Here is a 17261-nt window from a genome sequence, read left to right on the forward strand (position 1 = left end):
CACCGCGTTACCACCATCGATAGAAATGATGCACGGGCCCGACGCCCTTGCCGACGTCGAGGCGCTCGCTCGCCTGCAATGCGCCGGTCAGATATTGCTTGGCATCCGCGACGGCGCTAGCGAGATCGTCGCGTTGCGGAATCAGCGCGGCAATCGCCGACGACAGCGTGCAGCCCGTGCCATGCGTATTCTTCACCGGCACGCGCGGGCCGCCGAGGCGCAGCGTGCCGCTTTCCTGCACGAGCCAGTCGGGACTGTCGGCGGCGCTCAGATGGCCGCCCTTCATCAGCACCGCGCGGGCGCCGAGCGCGCGCAGCGCTTCGCCCTGCTCGACCATGGCGGCTTCGTCGCCAGCGGGTTGAATGCCGCCCAGCAGCGCGGCCGCCTCGGGCAGGTTCGGCGTCAGCAGATGCGCCAGCGGCAGCAGCTCGTCACGCACGGCCGCGACTGCATCGGGCAGCAGCAGCGCATGATTGCTCTTCGAGATCATCACCGTGTCGAGCACAATGTGCCGGGGTCTGTGCCGGCGCAGCGCGTCGGCCACGGCGCGCACGATCGACGCGTTCGCCAGCATGCCGATCTTGACGGCGTCGATGCGGATGTCGTCGAAAACAGCGTCGAGCTGGGCGGTAACGAAGGCCGCGTCCGGCGCGTGAATCGCGGTGACGCCGCACGTGTTCTGCGCGGTCAGTGCGGTGATCACGCTCGCGCCGTAGGCGCCGAGCGCGGAGAAAGCCTTCAGATCGGCCTGAATGCCGGCGCCGCCGCCGGAGTCGGAACCGGCGATGGTCAGCACGTTGGGAATGGGTCGGGTCATGGCAAAAGCGGGCAGGCGAAGCGGGTTAGCGGCGCGAGCGGCCGGCGGCCGCCGGGCACACGGTTCAGTGCTTGACTTCGCCGATCAGCGCGACCGAGTCGAACGCGCGCTGGTTCGCCTGGTGGCGCCGCATGACGAGCCACATCATCAGGCAGACGAAGGTGCCGAACAGCACGATCACCGCGGCGACCGGCACGTCGAGCCAGACGAGCACGGCATACAGGCACAGCATGACGAGCACGGAGAGGTTCTCGTTGAAGTTCTGCACGGCGATGGAGTGGCCGGCCGACAGCAGCACGTGGCCGCGATGCTGGAGCAGCGCATTCATCGGTACGACGAAGAAGCCCGACAGGCCGCCGACGATCATCAAAAAAATGTACGCGAAGATCAGGTAGCCCGGCACATGCATGCGTCCGAAGTACACGCCCCAGTGAGCGGGGAACAGGTGGCGCGTGTAGAACGCCATCAGCATGACGGCAATGCCCATCATGATGCCGACCGGCAGCACCGAGAGCGACTTCTTCAGCGGCACGCGGGAGGCCGCGAAAATCGCCCCGCCGGCGACGCCGACGGCGACCACCGCCTGCAGAATCGCCGCCTCGGAAAGCGACATGCCGAGCGACACTTCCGCCCACTTCAGCACGATGAATTGCAGCGTCGCGCCTGCGCCCCAGAAGAGCGTCGTGACGGCAAGCGAAATCTGTCCGAGCTTGTCGCGCCACAGCACGACGAAACAGTCGGCGAAATCGGTGACGAGTCTGATCGGGCCGTGCTCCTGCTTCGGATAACGCGCGCCGGTGTCGGGAATGCGTAGATTAAAGAGCGCGGCGAGCACGTAGATCACCATGATGACGAGCATGGCGGCTTCGGCGGGCGTGTTCACCGTGGGAATGTGGTGGCGCAGAATGGGCGCGGCGATATGCGGGCTGATCAGCGCGCCGCCGAGCACGGTGCCGAGAATGATCGAGCCGACGGTGGTGCCTTCGATCCAGCCGTTAGCGGCGACGAGCCGGTCAGGCGGCAGCAGTTCCGTGAGAATGCCGTATTTGGCGGGCGAATACGCTGCCGCGCCGAAACCGACAATGCCGTATGCGATGAGCGGATGCGCGCCGACCAGCATCGTGATGCAGCCGAGCACCTTGATCGTGTTCGTGATGAACATGACGCGCCCTTTCGGACGGGAATCGGCGAAGGCGCCCACGAAAGCGGCGAGCACGACGTACGACAGCACAAAGAACAGCTTGAGCAGCGGCGTCATCCAGTTCGGGGCGTGTAGATCTTTCAGCAGTGCGATAGCAGCGATCAGGAGCGCATTGTCGGCCAGCGACGAAAAAAATTGCGCGGCCATGATGGTGTAAAAACCTTTTTTCATCTGATGCGATGCTATCCTCGCTGCGGTCTGTCCGCCCCGGCCGTTTGTTATGCGTCCGGGCTTATGCCGTTCGAAATGGGTTGTGCGCACGGCTTTATATCATGAAAATAGGTGCGTTCAGACTAGCAAAATCCTTGATCGCACCGCCCAGCGGGCTGCCGCGCGTTGAAAACGCTCTGTAAGCCGCTGATTCGCAAGCGTCTTTACGAAAATATTCCATGCCGCGCCCCCTCTCCGCCACGATTCACACGTCCGCCCTTGCCAATAACCTCGCCGTCGCGCGCCGCTATGCGCCCCGCTCGAAAATCTGGGCGGTCGTCAAGGCCAACGCCTACGGGCACGGCCTCGCGCGCGCTTTTCCGGGGCTGCGCGCAACGGACGGCTTCGGGTTGCTGGACCTCGAAGAAGCCGTGAAGTTGCGTGAATTGGGCTGGGCCGGCCCGATTCTTTTGCTCGAGGGCTTCTTTCGTCCGACGGATATCGACGTCATCGACCGCTACAGCCTCACCACGGCGCTGCATTCCGACGAACAGTTGCGCATGCTCGAAATGGCGCGGCTGTCGAAGCCCGTCAACATCCAGCTGAAGATGAACAGCGGCATGAACCGGCTCGGTTACACGCCGGAGAAATTCCGCGCGGCGTGGGAGCGCGCGCGCGCCTGTCAGGGCGTGGGCCAGATCACGCTGATGACCCATTTCTCCGACGCCGACGGCGAGCGCGGCATCGCCCACCAGATGGAAGCGTTCGAGCGCGGCGCGCATGGCATTGCCGGCGCGCGCAGCCTCGCCAATTCGGCGGCCACGCTGTGGCATCCCGAGTCGCACTTCGATTGGGTGCGGCCGGGCATCATCCTGTACGGCGCCTCGCCTTCGGGCGTGTCGGCCGCCATTGAGGGCACCGGCTTGCAGCCGGCCATGACGCTCGCCTCCGAACTGATCGCCGTGCAGTCCGTCGCGGAAGGCGACACCGTCGGCTACGGGTCGCTCTTCAAGGCGCGCGCGCCGATGCGCATCGGCGTCGTGGCGTGCGGTTACGCCGACGGCTATCCGCGCGTGGCGCCCGAGGGCACGCCGGTGATCGTCGACGGCGTGCGTACCCGCATCGTCGGACGTGTGTCGATGGACATGCTGACGGTCGACCTCACGCCGATTCCCACGGCGAGCATCGGCTCGCGCGTCGAGCTGTGGGGCACCTCGCTGCCCATCGACGACGTCGCGCGCGCATGCGGCACGATCGGCTACGAGCTGATGTGCGCGGTCGCGCCGCGCGTGCCCGTGCGGGCGGAGTGACGTCGAAATAACCAGAACAACCGCAACCCGGGCAGAACGCGTGGCAAAAGCAAAAACGTTGTACGTATGCAGTGAATGCGGCGGCCAGTCGCCGAAGTGGACCGGACAGTGCCCGTCCTGCCAGGCCTGGAACACGTTGGTGGAGTCGGTGGCCGAGGCACCTTCCACGCATCGTTTCCAGTCGCTTGCAAAAAGCGCGCCGGTGCGGCGTCTCGCCGATATCGAAGCGTCGGACGTGCCGCGCTTTTCCACCGGCGTCAGCGAATTCGACCGCGTGCTCGGCGGCGGCCTCGTGCCCGGCGGCGTGGTGTTGATCGGCGGCGATCCCGGTATCGGCAAATCGACGCTGTTGCTGCAGTCGCTCGCGGAAATCGCAGCGGAAAAGCGAGCGCTCTATATCAGCGGCGAAGAGTCGGCCGCGCAAATCGCGTTGCGCGCACAACGACTGTCGCTGCTCGAGCCGGGTTCGAAAGCGAGCGAACTGCAATTGCTGGCCGAAATCCAGCTCGAAAAAATTCAGGCGACCATTGCCGACCAGCGGCCCGACGTGGCCGTCATCGACTCGATTCAGACCGTCTATTCGGACGCGCTCACGTCGGCGCCGGGCTCGGTCGCCCAGGTGCGCGAGTGCGCGGCGCAATTGACGCGTATCGCGAAGCAGTCGGGCACCACGATCATCATGGTCGGCCACGTGACGAAAGAGGGCGCGCTCGCCGGGCCGCGCGTGCTGGAGCATATCGTCGATACGGTGCTGTACTTCGAAGGCGACACGCATTCGTCGTTTCGTCTCGTGCGCGCGATCAAGAACCGCTTCGGCGCGGTCAACGAACTCGGCGTGTTCGCCATGACGGAGCGCGGCCTGCGCGGCGTGGCCAATCCGTCGGCGCTGTTCCTGTCGCAGCACGAGCAGTCGGTGCCGGGCTCGTGCGTGCTGGTGACGCAGGAGGGCACGCGGCCGCTGCTCGTGGAAGTGCAGGCGCTCGTCGATTCCGCCAATGCGCCGAATCCGCGGCGTCTTGCCGTCGGCCTCGAACAGAATCGTCTCGCCATGCTGCTCGCCGTGCTGCACCGGCATGCGGGCATCGCCTGTTTCGATCAGGACGTGTTTCTCAATGCCGTGGGCGGCGTGAAGATCACGGAGCCGGCTGCGGACCTGGCGGTGCTGCTCGCCATTCATTCGTCGATGCGCAACAAACCGCTGCCTAAAGGGCTCGTCGTATTCGGCGAAGTGGGGCTCGCGGGCGAGATCCGGCCGTCGCCGCGCGGTCAGGAACGCTTGAAGGAAGCCGCCAAGCTCGGCTTTTCAGTGGCCGTGATTCCCAAGGCCAACGCGCCCAAGCAGCCGATAGAAGGCTTACAGGTCGTTGCGGTCGAGCGGATCGAGCAGGCTATCGACCGGGTCCGCACACTCGACTGAACGGCCGTTTTGCCCCTGCGGTGCCGGCGCGGTACGCTCGGCCTCTCGTAATGCGCGGTAAATATCTCCAGGTTGGCTGTAACCAACAAGCCCTTCTTTTTCCTAAGCTGCACAGCTATTGCATCCCTTGATGCCGGAAAAAGGATCGCACCTTGAAACAGACTCATGAAACCGCAGCCGAGCCGCCGATCCAGGTGCGCGGTTGCCGGGTCTCCGCGCCCATTCATCAACCTTGGGGCGGCGCTTGCCGGATTGTCGAGTGGATCGACCGGACCGGGCAGATTTCGCGCCGTGTGGTGGCAGGCGACGCGACCGCCGCCGACGTGCGCGCCACCATCAGCCGCCACGTGGAAGGCCGCAAGCATCTGCTTTACGACGACGAAAAGACGCCGCGTCAGACGTTGCCGCGGCAGTCGGTCGCGCGGCGGTAGTTGTCCGCGCGCGGTTTCTAGGTCTGACGGCCAGGAGGGCGCCGAAGGCCGCCGAGGCTTTCGCCTTCCCCTGTCTGTCCGCCATCGGGCGCGGGGTTCGGTTCTCGGGTTTCGTCGGCATCGTGCGCCGCGCGGTTGAAGAGCGGGTGCCGCGCCGCTTCCGCCGCGCTCAGCACCGGCGAGACGCAGCAATCCAGCGGCTCGAGCAGCGCGACCCATTCGTCGAGTACCCGCGTGCCGATCACCTCGGCAAGCTCCTGGGTGAGCGAGGCGGCGTCCGGTCCGCCGATCGCCTGGCCGAGACTCCAGTGACGCGTGGCCCACTCCGGGCGGTCCAGCGCCATGCACAGGCTCTCCCAGAATTTCAGTTCGAGCGCACCCACCGCGAGCCAGCGACCGTCGAGCGTGCGGTACAGGTTGTAGCAGGGCACGCCGCCGTTCAGCAGGCCTGAGCCCGCGCCGGATGCTTCCGTGGCGTGCCGCGCAGCGTCTGCGGCGGCGTTCTCATTCGCGAGCGCGACCTGTGCGACTACATTGTGCACGTAGGTGGCGTGCGTCATGGAAACGTCGACGAAACGGCCTTCGCCGCCGCGCGACACGTGCCACAGCGCGGCGAGAATCTGCGTGACCGCGCTGAGCGCGCCGCCGAGCAGATCGGCGATCTGGAAGTTGGGCACGATCGGCGTGCCGTCGCGGCTCGTGAGCTGATCGAGCACGCCCGCATAGCCGATGTAGTTGAGGTCGTGGCCCGCGTGATCGGCGAAGGGGCCGTGGGCGCCATAGCCGCTGATCGCGCAGTACACGAGCCGCGGATTGGCGGAGCGCAGCGTCGCGTAGCCGACCCCGAGCCGGTCCATCACGCCAGGCCGGAAGCTCTCGATCAGAACGTCCGCCTCGGCCGCGAGCGCGCGCAGCACATGGCGTCCGGCTTCGGACTTGAGATCGAGACGCGTCTCGCGCTTGCCGCGATTCACTAGCCGGTAGAACGCGCCGGGCCGCCCGGCCACGCGGTCGCTGGACGACTGCAGCATCGTGCGCGTCGGGTCGCCCGCGCCGGGCGCTTCGATCTTGAGCACTTCCGCGCCGAGTTCCGCGAGCCGCAGCGCGGCTACCGGGCCGGGCAGCAGCCGCGTGAGGTCGAGCACGCGCAGGCCCTTCAAAGGCGGCGGCGCGGCGTCAGTCCCGGCGGATTCGCCAAAAGATGCAGCCGGTGCAGCGGAAGACGTTGCAGATGACAAAGCCAACCTCTCGTGATGCCGGCGCGGATCGCACGTGGCGTTCCGCTAGCCGATTTGTTCGAGTTCCTCGTGTGTCTCGAGCCATTCGGCTTCGAGTGTTTCGAGGCGCGCGTTCACGTCTGCCTGACGGCGAATCGCCTCCGTCAGTTTGTTTTTTTGAGCCGGCTCGTAACTGGCCGGATCGGCGACGAATGCGTCGAGCGTCGCCTTCTCCGCATGGAGCGCGTCCATTTCCTTCTCGATCTTCGTGATGCGGCTTTGCAGCGGCTTCTTCAGATTCGCGAGCTTCTGACGCGTTTCCGCCTCGAGCCGGCGCTGCTCCTTGCGATTCACGCCGCCGTCGGCACCTGCCGCGCCGCCCGCGCCACCGTCGGCGCCGTTCGGCGCATTGCCCGCCTTCAAGGCCGCGCGCTGCTCCGCCGCGTGTTGCAGCAGCCAGTCGCGGTAATCGTCGAGATCGCCGTCGAATTCCTGCAGGCGATGCTTCGCGACCAGCATGAACTGATCGGTCGTGGCGCGCAGCAAATGCCGGTCGTGCGAGACGAGAATGAGTGTGCCTTCGAACTGCGCGAGCGCCATGGTGAGCGCGTGCCGCGTTTCGAGATCCAGGTGGTTGGTCGGCTCGTCGAGCAGCAGCAGATTCGGCTTCTGCCAGATGATCAGCGCGAGTGCGAGCCGGGCCTTTTCGCCGCCGGAAAACGGCGCGATCTTCGACGTCGCCATGTCGCCGGAAAAATTGAAGCTGCCGAGGAAGTCGCGCAATTCCTGTTCGCGCGTGTCCGGCGCGAGGCGGGCGAGGTGTTGCAACGGCGTGTCGTCCGCGCGCAGGGTTTCCAGCTGGTGCTGCGCGAAATAGCCGATGCGCAGCCCCTTGCCTTCGCGCACGTGGCCGCCGAGCGGCGCCAGCGTGCCGGCCAGCGTTTTGATCAACGTGGACTTGCCCTGGCCGTTTGCGCCGAGCAGACCAATGCGCTGGCCGTTCTGGATGGACAGCATGACGCGCTCGACAATCGGAATCTCCGCGCCGTCTTCGCCATGGTAGCCGCAGCGCACGTCTTCCATGACCATCATTGGGTTCGGCGCCGAATCCGGCGTGCGGAATTCGAAGGTGAACGGCGACGCAGCGTGCGCCGGCGCGATCAGTTCCATCTTTTCGAGCGCCTTCACGCGGCTTTGCGCCTGACGCGCCTTGGTGGCCTGCGCCTTGAAACGGTTGATGTAGCTCTGCAGATGCGCGACCGTGCGCTGCTGCTTTTCGTACGCGCTCTGTTGCAGCGCGATCTGCTGCGCGCGCAGCACTTCGAATTGCGAATAATTGCCGCCGTAACGCTTGATCTGCTGCTGTTCGAGATGCAGCGTGACGTTGCAGACCGAATCCAGAAACTCGCGGTCGTGCGAGATCACGATGAGCGTGCCCGGATAACGGTGCAGCCACTCTTCGAGCCAGACGATCGCGTCGAGGTCCAGGTGGTTGGTCGGCTCGTCGAGCAACAGGAGGTCCGAGCGGCACATCAGCGCCTGCGCGAGATTCAGGCGCATGCGCCAGCCGCCCGAGAAGCTCGTGACCGGCTCGCGGGTTTGCTCCAGCGTGAAGCCGAGGCCGAGCAACAATGCTTCGGCGCGGGCCGGCGCGGTGTAGCCGTCGGCATCCGCGAAGGCTGCGTGGGCTTCGCCTTCCGCCGCGCCGTCGTGCGCAGCCGAGGCAGCGGCGATGCGCGCTTCGATCGCGCGCAACGCGGCGTCGCCGTCGAGCGTGTAGGCGAGCGCGGTTTTGTCGACGGCAGGCGTTTCCTGCGCGACGTGCGCGATCTGCCACGTGGGCGGGATCGAGAAGTCGCCGCGGTCCGCGTGCAGTTCGCCGAGCAGCACGGCAAACAGCGTGGACTTGCCCGCGCCGTTCGCGCCCACGAGGCCGGCCTTTTCGCCCGGATTCAGCGTGAACGTGGTGTTGTCGAAGAGCGGCTTGGTGCCGCGCGCGAGGCTGAACTGGTTAAAGCGGATCACAAAGAGGCCGGCTGGAGAAAAACGCCTATTTTAGACCGCCGGGGCGGCAACCGGCGCCTTAAGCCGCATCGGCCGTTCGGCCGACTGTCGCGGCCGCGCTTTTGACATAGACTGACGGCTTTCGTGGGGAGAGCACATGACATCGATTTATTCTTTTTCGGCCCGCAGGCTGGGCGGCGAGGAAGTGAGTCTCGCGCAGTACGAGGGCAAGGTGCTGCTGATCGTCAACACGGCGAGCGAATGCGGGTTCACGCCGCAGTACGCGGGCTTGCAGAAGCTTTACGACAGCTACGCGGCGCGCGGGCTCGCGGTGCTCGGCTTTCCGTGCAACCAGTTCGGCAAGCAGGAACCGGGCGACGCCGCGCAGATCGGCAGCTTTTGCGAGAAGAACTACGGCGTGACCTTCCCGATGTTCGACAAGGTGGACGTGAACGGCGCGAACGCGCATCCGCTGTTCCGTTATCTGACGGGCGAGGCGCCGGGCCTTCTCGGCCTCGAAGCAATCAAGTGGAATTTCACGAAGTTTCTGATCGGCCGCGACGGCAACGTGGTCAAGCGCTATGCGCCGCTGACCAAACCGGAGGCGATCACGGAGGACATCGAAAAGCTGCTGTGAAACGGAGCGCCGAGCGGTCCCGCGCGGCGGCGCGCGCGTCAGAGAATCGGTGAGAAGAGGCGGGCCACGTGCATCAGCACGCGCCGCAAAGCGCTCGCCTGGCGGTACTCGTTGCGGTCGATCTCGCGCGATTGCGCGAAGTCGGCAAGCAGCATGGTTTCGACTTCTTTTGCGAATCCCGGATCGACGGTCATGACCATGATTTCGAAGTTGAGCCGGAACGAGCGGTTGTCGAGATTGGCGCTGCCCACCGCCGCGGCCACGCTGTCGATCAGCACGACCTTCTGGTGCAGAAAGCCCGGCTGATAGCGAAAAATGCGCAGGCCGGCGCGCAGAGAATCATACGCATACAGTTTCGAGGCTTCGAAGACCACCACGTGATCGCGCCGGCTCGGAATCAGAATGCGCACGTCCACCCCACGCAGCGCCGCGAGCCGCAATGCGGAGAACACGGCTTCGTCCGGTACGAGGTAGGGGGTCGTGATCCAGATGCGCTCGCGCGCCGCGTTGATCGCTTCGACGAAGAAGAGCGAGCAGGTCTCCTGTTTGTCGGCGGGGCCGCTCGGCACGACAAGGCAATGCATGTCGTGGCTCCTCGTGGGATTCGTGGAGCCGGCAGCGTTCATCGAGCCTGCGGCGTTCACGGCGTGCACCGAGGCTGGCAAGTCCTGCGAGTCCTGCGAGTCCGCCGGGGCGGCCGGCGGCGTGGCCGGCAGATCCAGTTTCGGTAACTGCTGGGTCGCCCAGTACCAGTCTTCGGTGAACACGAACTGGATGCTCGCGACTGCGGGCCCGCGCACTTCGATATGCGTGTCGCGCCAGGGCGAAAGCGGCGGCTTGCCGCCCAGATATTCGACACCGATATTGTGTCCGCCGACAAACGCCCGTTCGCCGTCGACGGAAACGATCTTGCGGTGATTGCGGAAGTTCAGCTGCAGCCGGTTGACGAACAGGCGATTGGTGGCGAACGGATGCGTCTCCACGCCGCCCGCGCGCAGCGACGCGACGTAGCGGTGCGGCAGGTCGAAGCTGCCGATGCTGTCGTATAGGAAATACACTCGCACGCCTTGCCGCGCTTTCGCGATCAACGCTTCCTTGAACATTTCGCCGAGCGCATCGTCGCGTACGATAAAAAACTGCACGATGATGTAGTGGCGCGCGTGCTCGATGGCCTCGAAAATCGCCTCGAAGGTCGCCGTGCCGTTCACCAGCGTGCGCACGGAATTGCCCGGCAGGAACGGCATGCCGCCGAGCCGCGTGAGCGAGTGCACGAGCCTGCCGCCCAGCGCATGCGCGGGCAGTTGCGCCGACGAAGCCAGCTCGTCCCACTGCGGCGGGTGCGCGTGGGTGCGCAGCAATTCGTTCTCGACGCGGCGGGCGTCCGCATAGCCGGCGAACTTGCTGCGGCCAAGAAAAAGATAAGGGACGAGCGTGAGATAGGGCATCGCGACCAGCGACACAGCCCACGCGATCGCGCCTTGCGACGTGCGGGTATTGAGAATCGCGTGACATGCGGCGGCCACGCCGAGGATATGGGCGAGGGCCACCAGCGTGCCGACGTGAAGCAGGTCGAATTGCATAGGCGAGCGAAGGGTTGGACGAGAGGCCGTGCCGGCGCGCCGGACCCACGCGGACAGCCGCCGAGCTAACGGCGCTCATCTTACCGAACGCGCGGGCATTGGGGGCGATGTGAGGCTTGGGCCACCGGGCGGGCGGCCGAGACGGCGAAAGCGCTGGAAACGCGGACGGCAGGCACGGCACGCGCCCGTCGGACGCCGCCGCGCCCGGGGTTAAACCGTCGTCACCAGATCAGACAGGCAGATCAGCGGCCTGGATAAGGAACACGTTGTCGTCACCGGCGCTCGTCGACAGCCAGACGAGGTCGAGCCCGCCGAAGGCCGCTTCGACGTGCTGGCGCTCGTTGCCGATCTCGATCACGAGCACGCCGTCTTCGGTCAGCCAGTTGCGTGCGTCCGCAATGATTCGCCGCACGATGTCCATGCCGTCCGCGCCGCCGGCCAGCGCCATTTCCGGCTCGTGCCGGTACTCGGCGGGCAAGTCCTGCATCGACGCAGCATTCACGTACGGCGGATTGCTGATGATTACGTCGTAGCGGCGTTGGGCGAGCGGCGCATACAGATCGCCTTCGAAGAGCGCGATGCGGTCGTCGAGCTTATAGTCGGCCACGTTGCGCGCGGCAACTTCGAGAGCGGGCGCGGAGAGATCCACCGCGTCGATGTCCGCATTCGGAAAGGCGTGCGCCGCGAGAATCGCGAGACAGCCCGAGCCGGTGCACAGTTCGAGCACGGCGCTGACCTGCTCAGGGTCCTCGACATACGGCTGCAGCCCGTCCTGCAGCAGCTCGCCGATAAACGAGCGTGGCACGATGGTGCGTTCGTCGACGTAAAAGCGAAAGCCGTGCATCCACGCTTCCTGGGTGATGTAGGCCGCCGGCACGCGCTCGGTGGCGCGGCGCTCGATGACGTTCAGCACCGCGTCGATTTCGGCTGCGGAAAGGCGCGCGTCCATGAACGGATCGAGCAGATCGAGCGGCAGATGCAGCGTGTGCAGCACCAGATAGGCAGCTTCGTCGTAAGCGTTGGCCGAGCCGTGGCCGAACGAGAGCCCAGCCTGGTTAAAGCGCGACACGGCGAAACGCAGCAGGTCGCGGACAGTGGAAAAGGGCAGCGTCATCGCAGTCGTCCTCAGGTAGGCCTCAATCAGGCGATCAGTTGTTCGAGCACGCGGCGGTACACGTTTTTCAGCGGCTCGACGTGTGCGACTTCGATATGTTCGTCGATCTTGTGGATGCTGGCGTTCAGCGGGCCGAACTCGACCACCTGTTGGCAGATGCGCGCGATGAAGCGTCCGTCCGACGTGCCGCCGGTGGTGGATAGTTCGGTGGTAACGCCGGTTTCGTCCTTGATCGCTTTGGCGAGCGCGTTCGACAGTTCGCCGTGCGGCGTGAGGAACGGCAGGCCGCTCACGGTCCAATGCAGATCGTATTCAAGGCCGTGCCGGTCGAGTATCGCGTGGACGCGCTGCTGCAAGCCCTCCACCGTGCTGGCCGTCGAGAAACGGAAGTTGAACATGACCTCGGCATGGCCGGGAATCACGTTGGTCGCGCCCGTGCCGCTATGGATGTTCGACACCTGCCACGTGGTGGGCGGGAAGTATTCGTTGCCGTCGTCCCAACGTTCGGCGACGAGATCCGCGAGGGCAGGCGCGAGCAGATGCACCGGATTTTTCGCCAGATGCGGATACGCAATGTGGCCTTGCACGCCTTTCACGACGAGCTTGCCGGACATCGAGCCGCGCCGGCCATTTTTCACCGTATCGCCGAACTGCTCACTCGAAGTCGGCTCGCCGACAATGCAGTAGTCCATGCGCTCGCCGCGCGTCTGCAAGGCCTCGACCACCTTGACGGTGCCGTCGGTGGCGGGGCCTTCTTCGTCGCTCGTGATCAGGAACGCGATCGAGCCGCGATGCTGCGGGTGCGCCGCGACGAACTCCTCGCTCGCGACCACGAAGCCGGCGATCGAGCTTTTCATGTCGGCCGCGCCGCGGCCGTACAGCTTGCCGTCGCGATGCGTCGGTTCGAACGGCGCCGAATGCCATTGGTCGAGCGGGCCGGTCGGCACCACGTCCGTGTGGCCGGCAAACGCGAGCAGCTTGCCCGCCTGGCCGTCCACGCCGCGTTTCACGGCCCACAGGTTCGTCACGCCGTTTGATTCGATGGTTTCGTGCTCGAAGCCGAGCGCGGACAGACGTTCGATCAGAAGGCGCTGGCAATGCTGGTCGTCGGGCGTGACGGAAGCGCGCGCGATCAATTGTTCGGTAAGGGCAAGGGTGCCGGACATGGGTTCAGTACAAGCCACTGGGAAATGAAAAAAATGCCGGCTGGCGGTGCAACACCGCAGCCGGCAACAGCTTTGACGCAGCGCAGCACAACGCGAGGCGCTGCGCTCATTCACACATCGCCGTGCTCAGGCAAAGAGCGCCGCATATTCGTCGGGCGAAAAACCGAGCGATTTGACGCGCCCGTTCACCACCAGCACCGGCCGCTTGATGACCGAGGGCTTGTGAATCATCAACGCGATCGCGCCCGGCTGCGTGTCGGCGGCGGCCTTCATGTCGTCCGACAGGCCGCGCCACGTGGTGCCGCGACGGTTCAGCAGCGCGTCGAGCTTCACGTCCTTCAGCCAGTCCTGGACGAGCGGCTCGGTCACGCCGGCCTTCTTGAAGTCGTGAAACTCGAACTCGACGCCGTGTTCCTCGAGCCACACGCGCGCCTTCTTCACCGTATCGCAGTTCGGAATGCCGTAGACGACAGTCTTGGTGCCGCGCGCCATCAGTCGCCTCGCAGCAGCTCGTTCAGGCCGACCTTCGCGCGCGTCTTTGCGTCGACCTTCTTGACGATCACCGCGCAGTAGAGGCTGTGCGAGCCGTCCTTCGACGGCAGGTTGCCCGCCACCACGACCGAGCCCGCCGGAATGCGGCCGTACGTGACTTCGCCGGTTTCGCGGTCGTAGATTTTCGTGCTCTGACCGAGATACACGCCCATCGAAATGACGGAGTTTTCTTCGACGATCACGCCTTCCACCACTTCCGAACGCGCGCCGATGAAGCAGTTGTCCTCGATGATGACGGGGTTGGCCTGCAGCGGCTCCAGCACGCCGCCGATGCCCACGCCGCCGGACAGGTGCACGTTCTTGCCGATCTGCGCGCAGGAACCGACGGTCGCCCACGTGTCGACCATCGTGCCTTCGTCGACATAGGCGCCGATGTTGGTGTACGACGGCATCAGCACGACGTTCTTCGCAATGAACGAACCGCGGCGTGCGATGGCGGGCGGCACCACGCGGAAGCCGCCGGCCGCGAAGTCTTCAGCGGTGTAGCTGGCGAACTTGGACGGCACCTTGTCGTAGAACTGGCTGTAGCCGCCCGCGGACATCGGCGCGTTGTCTTCCAGGCGGAACGACAGCAGCACGGCTTTCTTCAGCCATTGATTGACGACCCAGTCGCCGTCTTTCTTCTCGGCGACGCGCAACAGGCCCTTGTCCAGTTGCTCGATGGCGTGGGCGACGGCTTCACGCACGTCAGAGGGAGCGGCCTTGGGCGACAGCTCGGCGCGGTTTTCCCAGGCGGTGTCGATGATCTGCTGAAGTTGTTGCGACATATGCGTGCTTTTAGAAGAGTTGAAGTCTGAAGAAGGGCGGCGGCGCGCGGAACGTTGGGGCCTGATCCGGCGAATCCATGTCAGCCCGCGAGCCCGCGGCAAAAGTCGACGATTCGTTGCGCGCCCTGCGTGCATTCGTCGACGTCGGCGACGAGCGCCATGCGCACGAAATTGCGGCCGGGGTTCACGCCGTGCGCGGTGCGCGCGAGGTACGAACCCGGCAGAACCGTCACATTATAGTCGGCGTAAAGACGCTGGGCGAACCCGGTATCCGTGAGGCCGGTACGCGAGACGTCCGCCCACAGATAGAACGCGGCGTCCGGCAGGCGCACGTCGAGCACCTCGGCGAGCATCGGCGTGACGGTCGAAAATTTCTGCACGTATTTCGCGCGGTTCTCGCGCACGTGCGCTTCGTCGTTCCAGGCCGCGATGCTCGCGCTTTGATACACGGTCGACAACGCCGCGCCGTGGTAGGTGCGGTACAGCAGAAAGTCCTTGAGGATGGCGGCGTCGCCCGCCACGAACCCCGAGCGCATGCCGGGCACGTTCGAGCGCTTCGACAGGCTCGACAGCATGACGAGCCGCTCATAGCCGCGGCCGAGCTTGTGCGCTGCTTCGAGGCCGCCGAGCGGCGGGTTGGCTTCGTCGAAATAGATTTCGGAATAGCATTCGTCGGAGGCGATCACGAAGCCGTGACGGTCCGACAGGGCGAACAGTTCGCGCCAGTCTTCGAGCGTCAGCACGGCGCCCGTCGGATTGCCCGGCGAGCAGACGTAGAGCAGCTGCGTGCGCGCCCAGATCTCGGCCGGCACCGCCGAATAGCCGCACGCGAAGTTGCGCGCCGGGTCGCTGTTCACGAAATACGGCTCGGCGCCTGCGAGGATCGCCGCGCCTTCGTAGATTTGGTAGAACGGGTTCGGACAGAGTACGATCGCAGGCTCGCCCTTTTCATTGCGCCGCGGGTCGATCACCGTTTGCGCGAGCGCGAACAGCGCCTCGCGCGAGCCCGACACCGGCAGCACCTGGGTGGCCGGATCCACGGGCGGCAGGCTGTAGCGCTGCGTGACCCAGTTCGCAATCGACTCGCGCAACGGCAAGGCGCCGACGGTGGCCGGATACGCGGACAGGCCGCCAAGCGAGGCGATCACGGCGTCGCGGATCAAGGCGGGCGTCGGATGTTTCGGCTCGCCGATGCCGAAGCTGATGTGCGCGAGGCCGGCAGCCGGCGTGACGTCCTTGAAGAGTGCACGCAGCTTTTCGAAGGGATAGGGCTGGAGGGAGTCGAGTAGCGGATTCACGGGGCGGATCGAGCCTGATCGAAGAGGGCGCGGAACGATGTACGGCGGCGCGTGCGCCGTCCGCGTCGGTCTGCGCAGTGGTCTGCACTGTCGTGTCGCCGGGCTGCGCAAAGCGGCGCGCGCGACGGCACGGAGGCGAGCAGGGGATTATAGCGTGGCGCGCCGCGGCTCTGGCTCGGCACGAACGCCGCGAACGCCGCGGGCGGCGCAGGCAGTGCGTGCTAAAGGAACAATGGGAACAATGCGGGCCCTCGCCGGTTCGCGCGGCAATACAAGCAGGAGCAGCAATGTACGCAGTGGTCGAGGAGACACCGAGGCGCGGTAGAACATACACCGCGATCTCAGCAGAAATCGGCGGAGCAAACGACGAGGGCCACCACGCAGGAACCGGCAGCGCGAACCGCAACGCCAGCGGCACCGCCGCACGCTCGCGGAGCCCGTCGCCATGACCAACTGGCTTCGGACAGGCTGGCCGACGCTTGCCATCATGCTCGGGGCGTCGGTGTGGGGCGTGATCTGGTATCCGTTGCGGATGCTGGCGTCGCTCGGCGTCACCGGCACGGCCGCGAGCGCGCTGACGAGCGGCGCCGGATGCCTCTTCGTGCTGCTCGTGCGTCGCCGCGCCATCAGCACGGTGCGCTGGCACTGGCTGCTGCCGGCGCTCGCGCTGGCGGCCGGCATCACGAACCTTGGTTTCGTGTGGGGTTCGATCCACGGGCAGGTGATGCGCGTGTTGTTGCTCTTCTATCTGACGCCCGCATGGACCGCGCTTTTCGCGCACTTCATTCTCCACGAGCGGCTGACGTGGCCGGGCGCGGGCCTCGCCGCGCTGTCGCTCGCGGGGGCCATGACCATGCTGTGGTCGCCGCAACTCGGCATTCCGCTGCCGGGCAACCTCGCCGAATGGGCGGGCCTCGCGGGCGGCATGGGCTTCGCCATGAGCAACGTGCTGATCCTGAAGACGAGCCGCGTCTTGCCGCAGATGAAACCCGAGATGCGCACGGCGACCATCTTCGGCGGCGCGGCGATTTTCGGCGCCTGCGCGTCGCTGTTCGAAGCGATGCCCGCGCCGCCCACCGGCGCGCATCTCGCCACGGCCGCGTGGCTCGTGCTCGGCCTCGGCTTCCTGCTCGCCTCGAACAACATGCTGGTGCAATACGGCCTCGCGCGCGTGCCGGCCAACCGTGCCTCGATCATCATGCTGTTCGAACTCGTGGTCACGGCGCTTTCCGCCTGGCTCTTCGCGGGCGAGACGCCCGGCGCGCGCGAGTGGGCCGGCGGCGCATGCATCGTGCTCGCCTCGGCGCTGTCGAGCTGGATGCATCGGCCGAAGGCTATGCCGCCCGATCCCGCCAATCAGGACACGAGCGACGCGGACGCCGGCACGCGCGGCGACGCTGGCAACGCGAGTGACGGCAACAAGCGGGACCGCAAGAACCGCCCACGCGCGATGGTATGATTGCCCCTCATTAGCCGGCGCCTGCGACACGCTTGTAGCCGGCGACCCAATTCCCGAGGGCTGGCAAGGACCGCGGGCCGTATCGCCGCAACGGCGAACGGCACACACGGCCTTCGTGAGCCACCTATTATTTTTCCTTCT

The 17261-nt window shown here is 65.7% G+C and carries 15 protein-coding genes; 5 read left to right on the top strand and 10 right to left on the bottom strand.

From position 1 onward, the window contains the following. Positions 1-7: 7 nt before the first annotated feature. Both thiD and lplT read right to left on the bottom strand, forming a co-directional pair. Entirely contained in the window at positions 8-817 is an 810-nt protein-coding gene (gene thiD / locus HV711_RS07825; protein WP_028363365.1) for a bifunctional hydroxymethylpyrimidine kinase/phosphomethylpyrimidine kinase, read from the bottom strand. 64 nt (positions 818-881) lie between these two features. After that, positions 882-2189, bottom strand: a complete 1308-nt coding sequence (gene lplT, locus HV711_RS07830) for a lysophospholipid transporter LplT (RefSeq protein WP_013588821.1) — start codon at positions 2187-2189, stop codon at positions 882-884. Positions 2190-2407: 218 nt separating this feature from the next. Here lplT and alr point away from each other — a divergent pair, with 218 nt between their 5' ends. From alr to HV711_RS07845, 3 genes are all read left to right on the top strand, one after another. Then, positions 2408-3478: an alanine racemase gene (alr, locus tag HV711_RS07835; protein ID WP_035477474.1), complete on the top strand. Its 1071-nt coding sequence runs from the start codon at positions 2408-2410 to the stop codon at positions 3476-3478. A gap of 40 nt (positions 3479-3518) precedes the next feature. Further along, a complete protein-coding gene (gene radA, locus HV711_RS07840; RefSeq protein ID WP_013588819.1) occupies positions 3519-4895 on the top strand; it encodes a DNA repair protein RadA in 1377 nt (458 codons plus the stop codon). A 152-nt stretch (positions 4896-5047) separates the two neighbouring features. Beyond that, positions 5048-5326: a DUF2866 domain-containing protein gene (locus HV711_RS07845; RefSeq protein WP_028363362.1), complete on the top strand. Its 279-nt coding sequence runs from the start codon at positions 5048-5050 to the stop codon at positions 5324-5326. 17 nt (positions 5327-5343) lie between these two features. Here the strand turns inward: HV711_RS07845 and HV711_RS07850 are convergent, their stop codons facing one another. Then, positions 5344-6486 carry a CaiB/BaiF CoA transferase family protein gene (locus tag HV711_RS07850; RefSeq protein WP_244142639.1) on the bottom strand — a complete coding sequence of 381 codons (1143 nt, stop codon included), beginning with the start codon at positions 6484-6486 and terminating at the stop codon, positions 5344-5346. 123 nt (positions 6487-6609) lie between these two features. Further along, positions 6610-8568 (bottom strand): ATP-binding cassette domain-containing protein, encoded by a 1959-nt coding sequence (locus HV711_RS07855; protein WP_035477473.1) that lies wholly within the window; start codon positions 8566-8568, stop codon positions 6610-6612. 136 nt (positions 8569-8704) lie between these two features. Between HV711_RS07855 and HV711_RS07860 the strand changes: the two genes are divergently transcribed. After that, positions 8705-9184, top strand: a complete 480-nt coding sequence (locus HV711_RS07860) for a glutathione peroxidase (protein WP_035477471.1) — start codon at positions 8705-8707, stop codon at positions 9182-9184. 38 nt (positions 9185-9222) lie between these two features. Here the strand turns inward: HV711_RS07860 and HV711_RS07865 are convergent, their stop codons facing one another. The 6 genes from HV711_RS07865 to dapC form a co-directional block, all read right to left on the bottom strand. Beyond that, complete coding sequence (locus HV711_RS07865) at positions 9223-10764, bottom strand: cardiolipin synthase (protein WP_035477469.1); 1542 nt, start codon at positions 10762-10764, stop codon at positions 9223-9225. A 229-nt stretch (positions 10765-10993) separates the two neighbouring features. Next, a complete protein-coding gene (gene prmB, locus HV711_RS07870; RefSeq protein ID WP_013588813.1) occupies positions 10994-11878 on the bottom strand; it encodes a 50S ribosomal protein L3 N(5)-glutamine methyltransferase in 885 nt (294 codons plus the stop codon). 26 nt (positions 11879-11904) lie between these two features. Then, positions 11905-13044: a succinyl-diaminopimelate desuccinylase gene (gene dapE / locus HV711_RS07875; RefSeq protein WP_035477468.1), complete on the bottom strand. Its 1140-nt coding sequence runs from the start codon at positions 13042-13044 to the stop codon at positions 11905-11907. Positions 13045-13170: 126 nt separating this feature from the next. Continuing rightward, a complete protein-coding gene (locus tag HV711_RS07880) occupies positions 13171-13536 on the bottom strand; it encodes an ArsC family reductase (RefSeq protein ID WP_013588811.1) in 366 nt (121 codons plus the stop codon). Then, positions 13536-14363: a 2,3,4,5-tetrahydropyridine-2,6-dicarboxylate N-succinyltransferase gene (dapD, locus tag HV711_RS07885; RefSeq protein ID WP_013588810.1), complete on the bottom strand. Its 828-nt coding sequence runs from the start codon at positions 14361-14363 to the stop codon at positions 13536-13538. Before dapD ends, HV711_RS07880 begins: the two co-directional genes overlap by 1 nt. Positions 14364-14443: 80 nt before the next feature. After that, positions 14444-15661: a succinyldiaminopimelate transaminase gene (gene dapC / locus HV711_RS07890; RefSeq protein WP_035477466.1), complete on the bottom strand. Its 1218-nt coding sequence runs from the start codon at positions 15659-15661 to the stop codon at positions 14444-14446. Between the two features lie 445 nt (positions 15662-16106). Between dapC and HV711_RS07895 the strand changes: the two genes are divergently transcribed. Beyond that, the gene (locus HV711_RS07895; RefSeq protein ID WP_013588807.1) at positions 16107-17120 is read left to right on the top strand and encodes a DMT family transporter; all 1014 of its coding nucleotides are present in this window, start codon (positions 16107-16109) and stop codon (positions 17118-17120) included. Positions 17121-17261 lie beyond the last annotated feature (141 nt).

It is taken from the genome of Paraburkholderia phenoliruptrix, from assembly GCF_902859825.1.
GTDB lineage: Bacteria > Pseudomonadota > Gammaproteobacteria > Burkholderiales > Burkholderiaceae > Paraburkholderia > Paraburkholderia phenoliruptrix.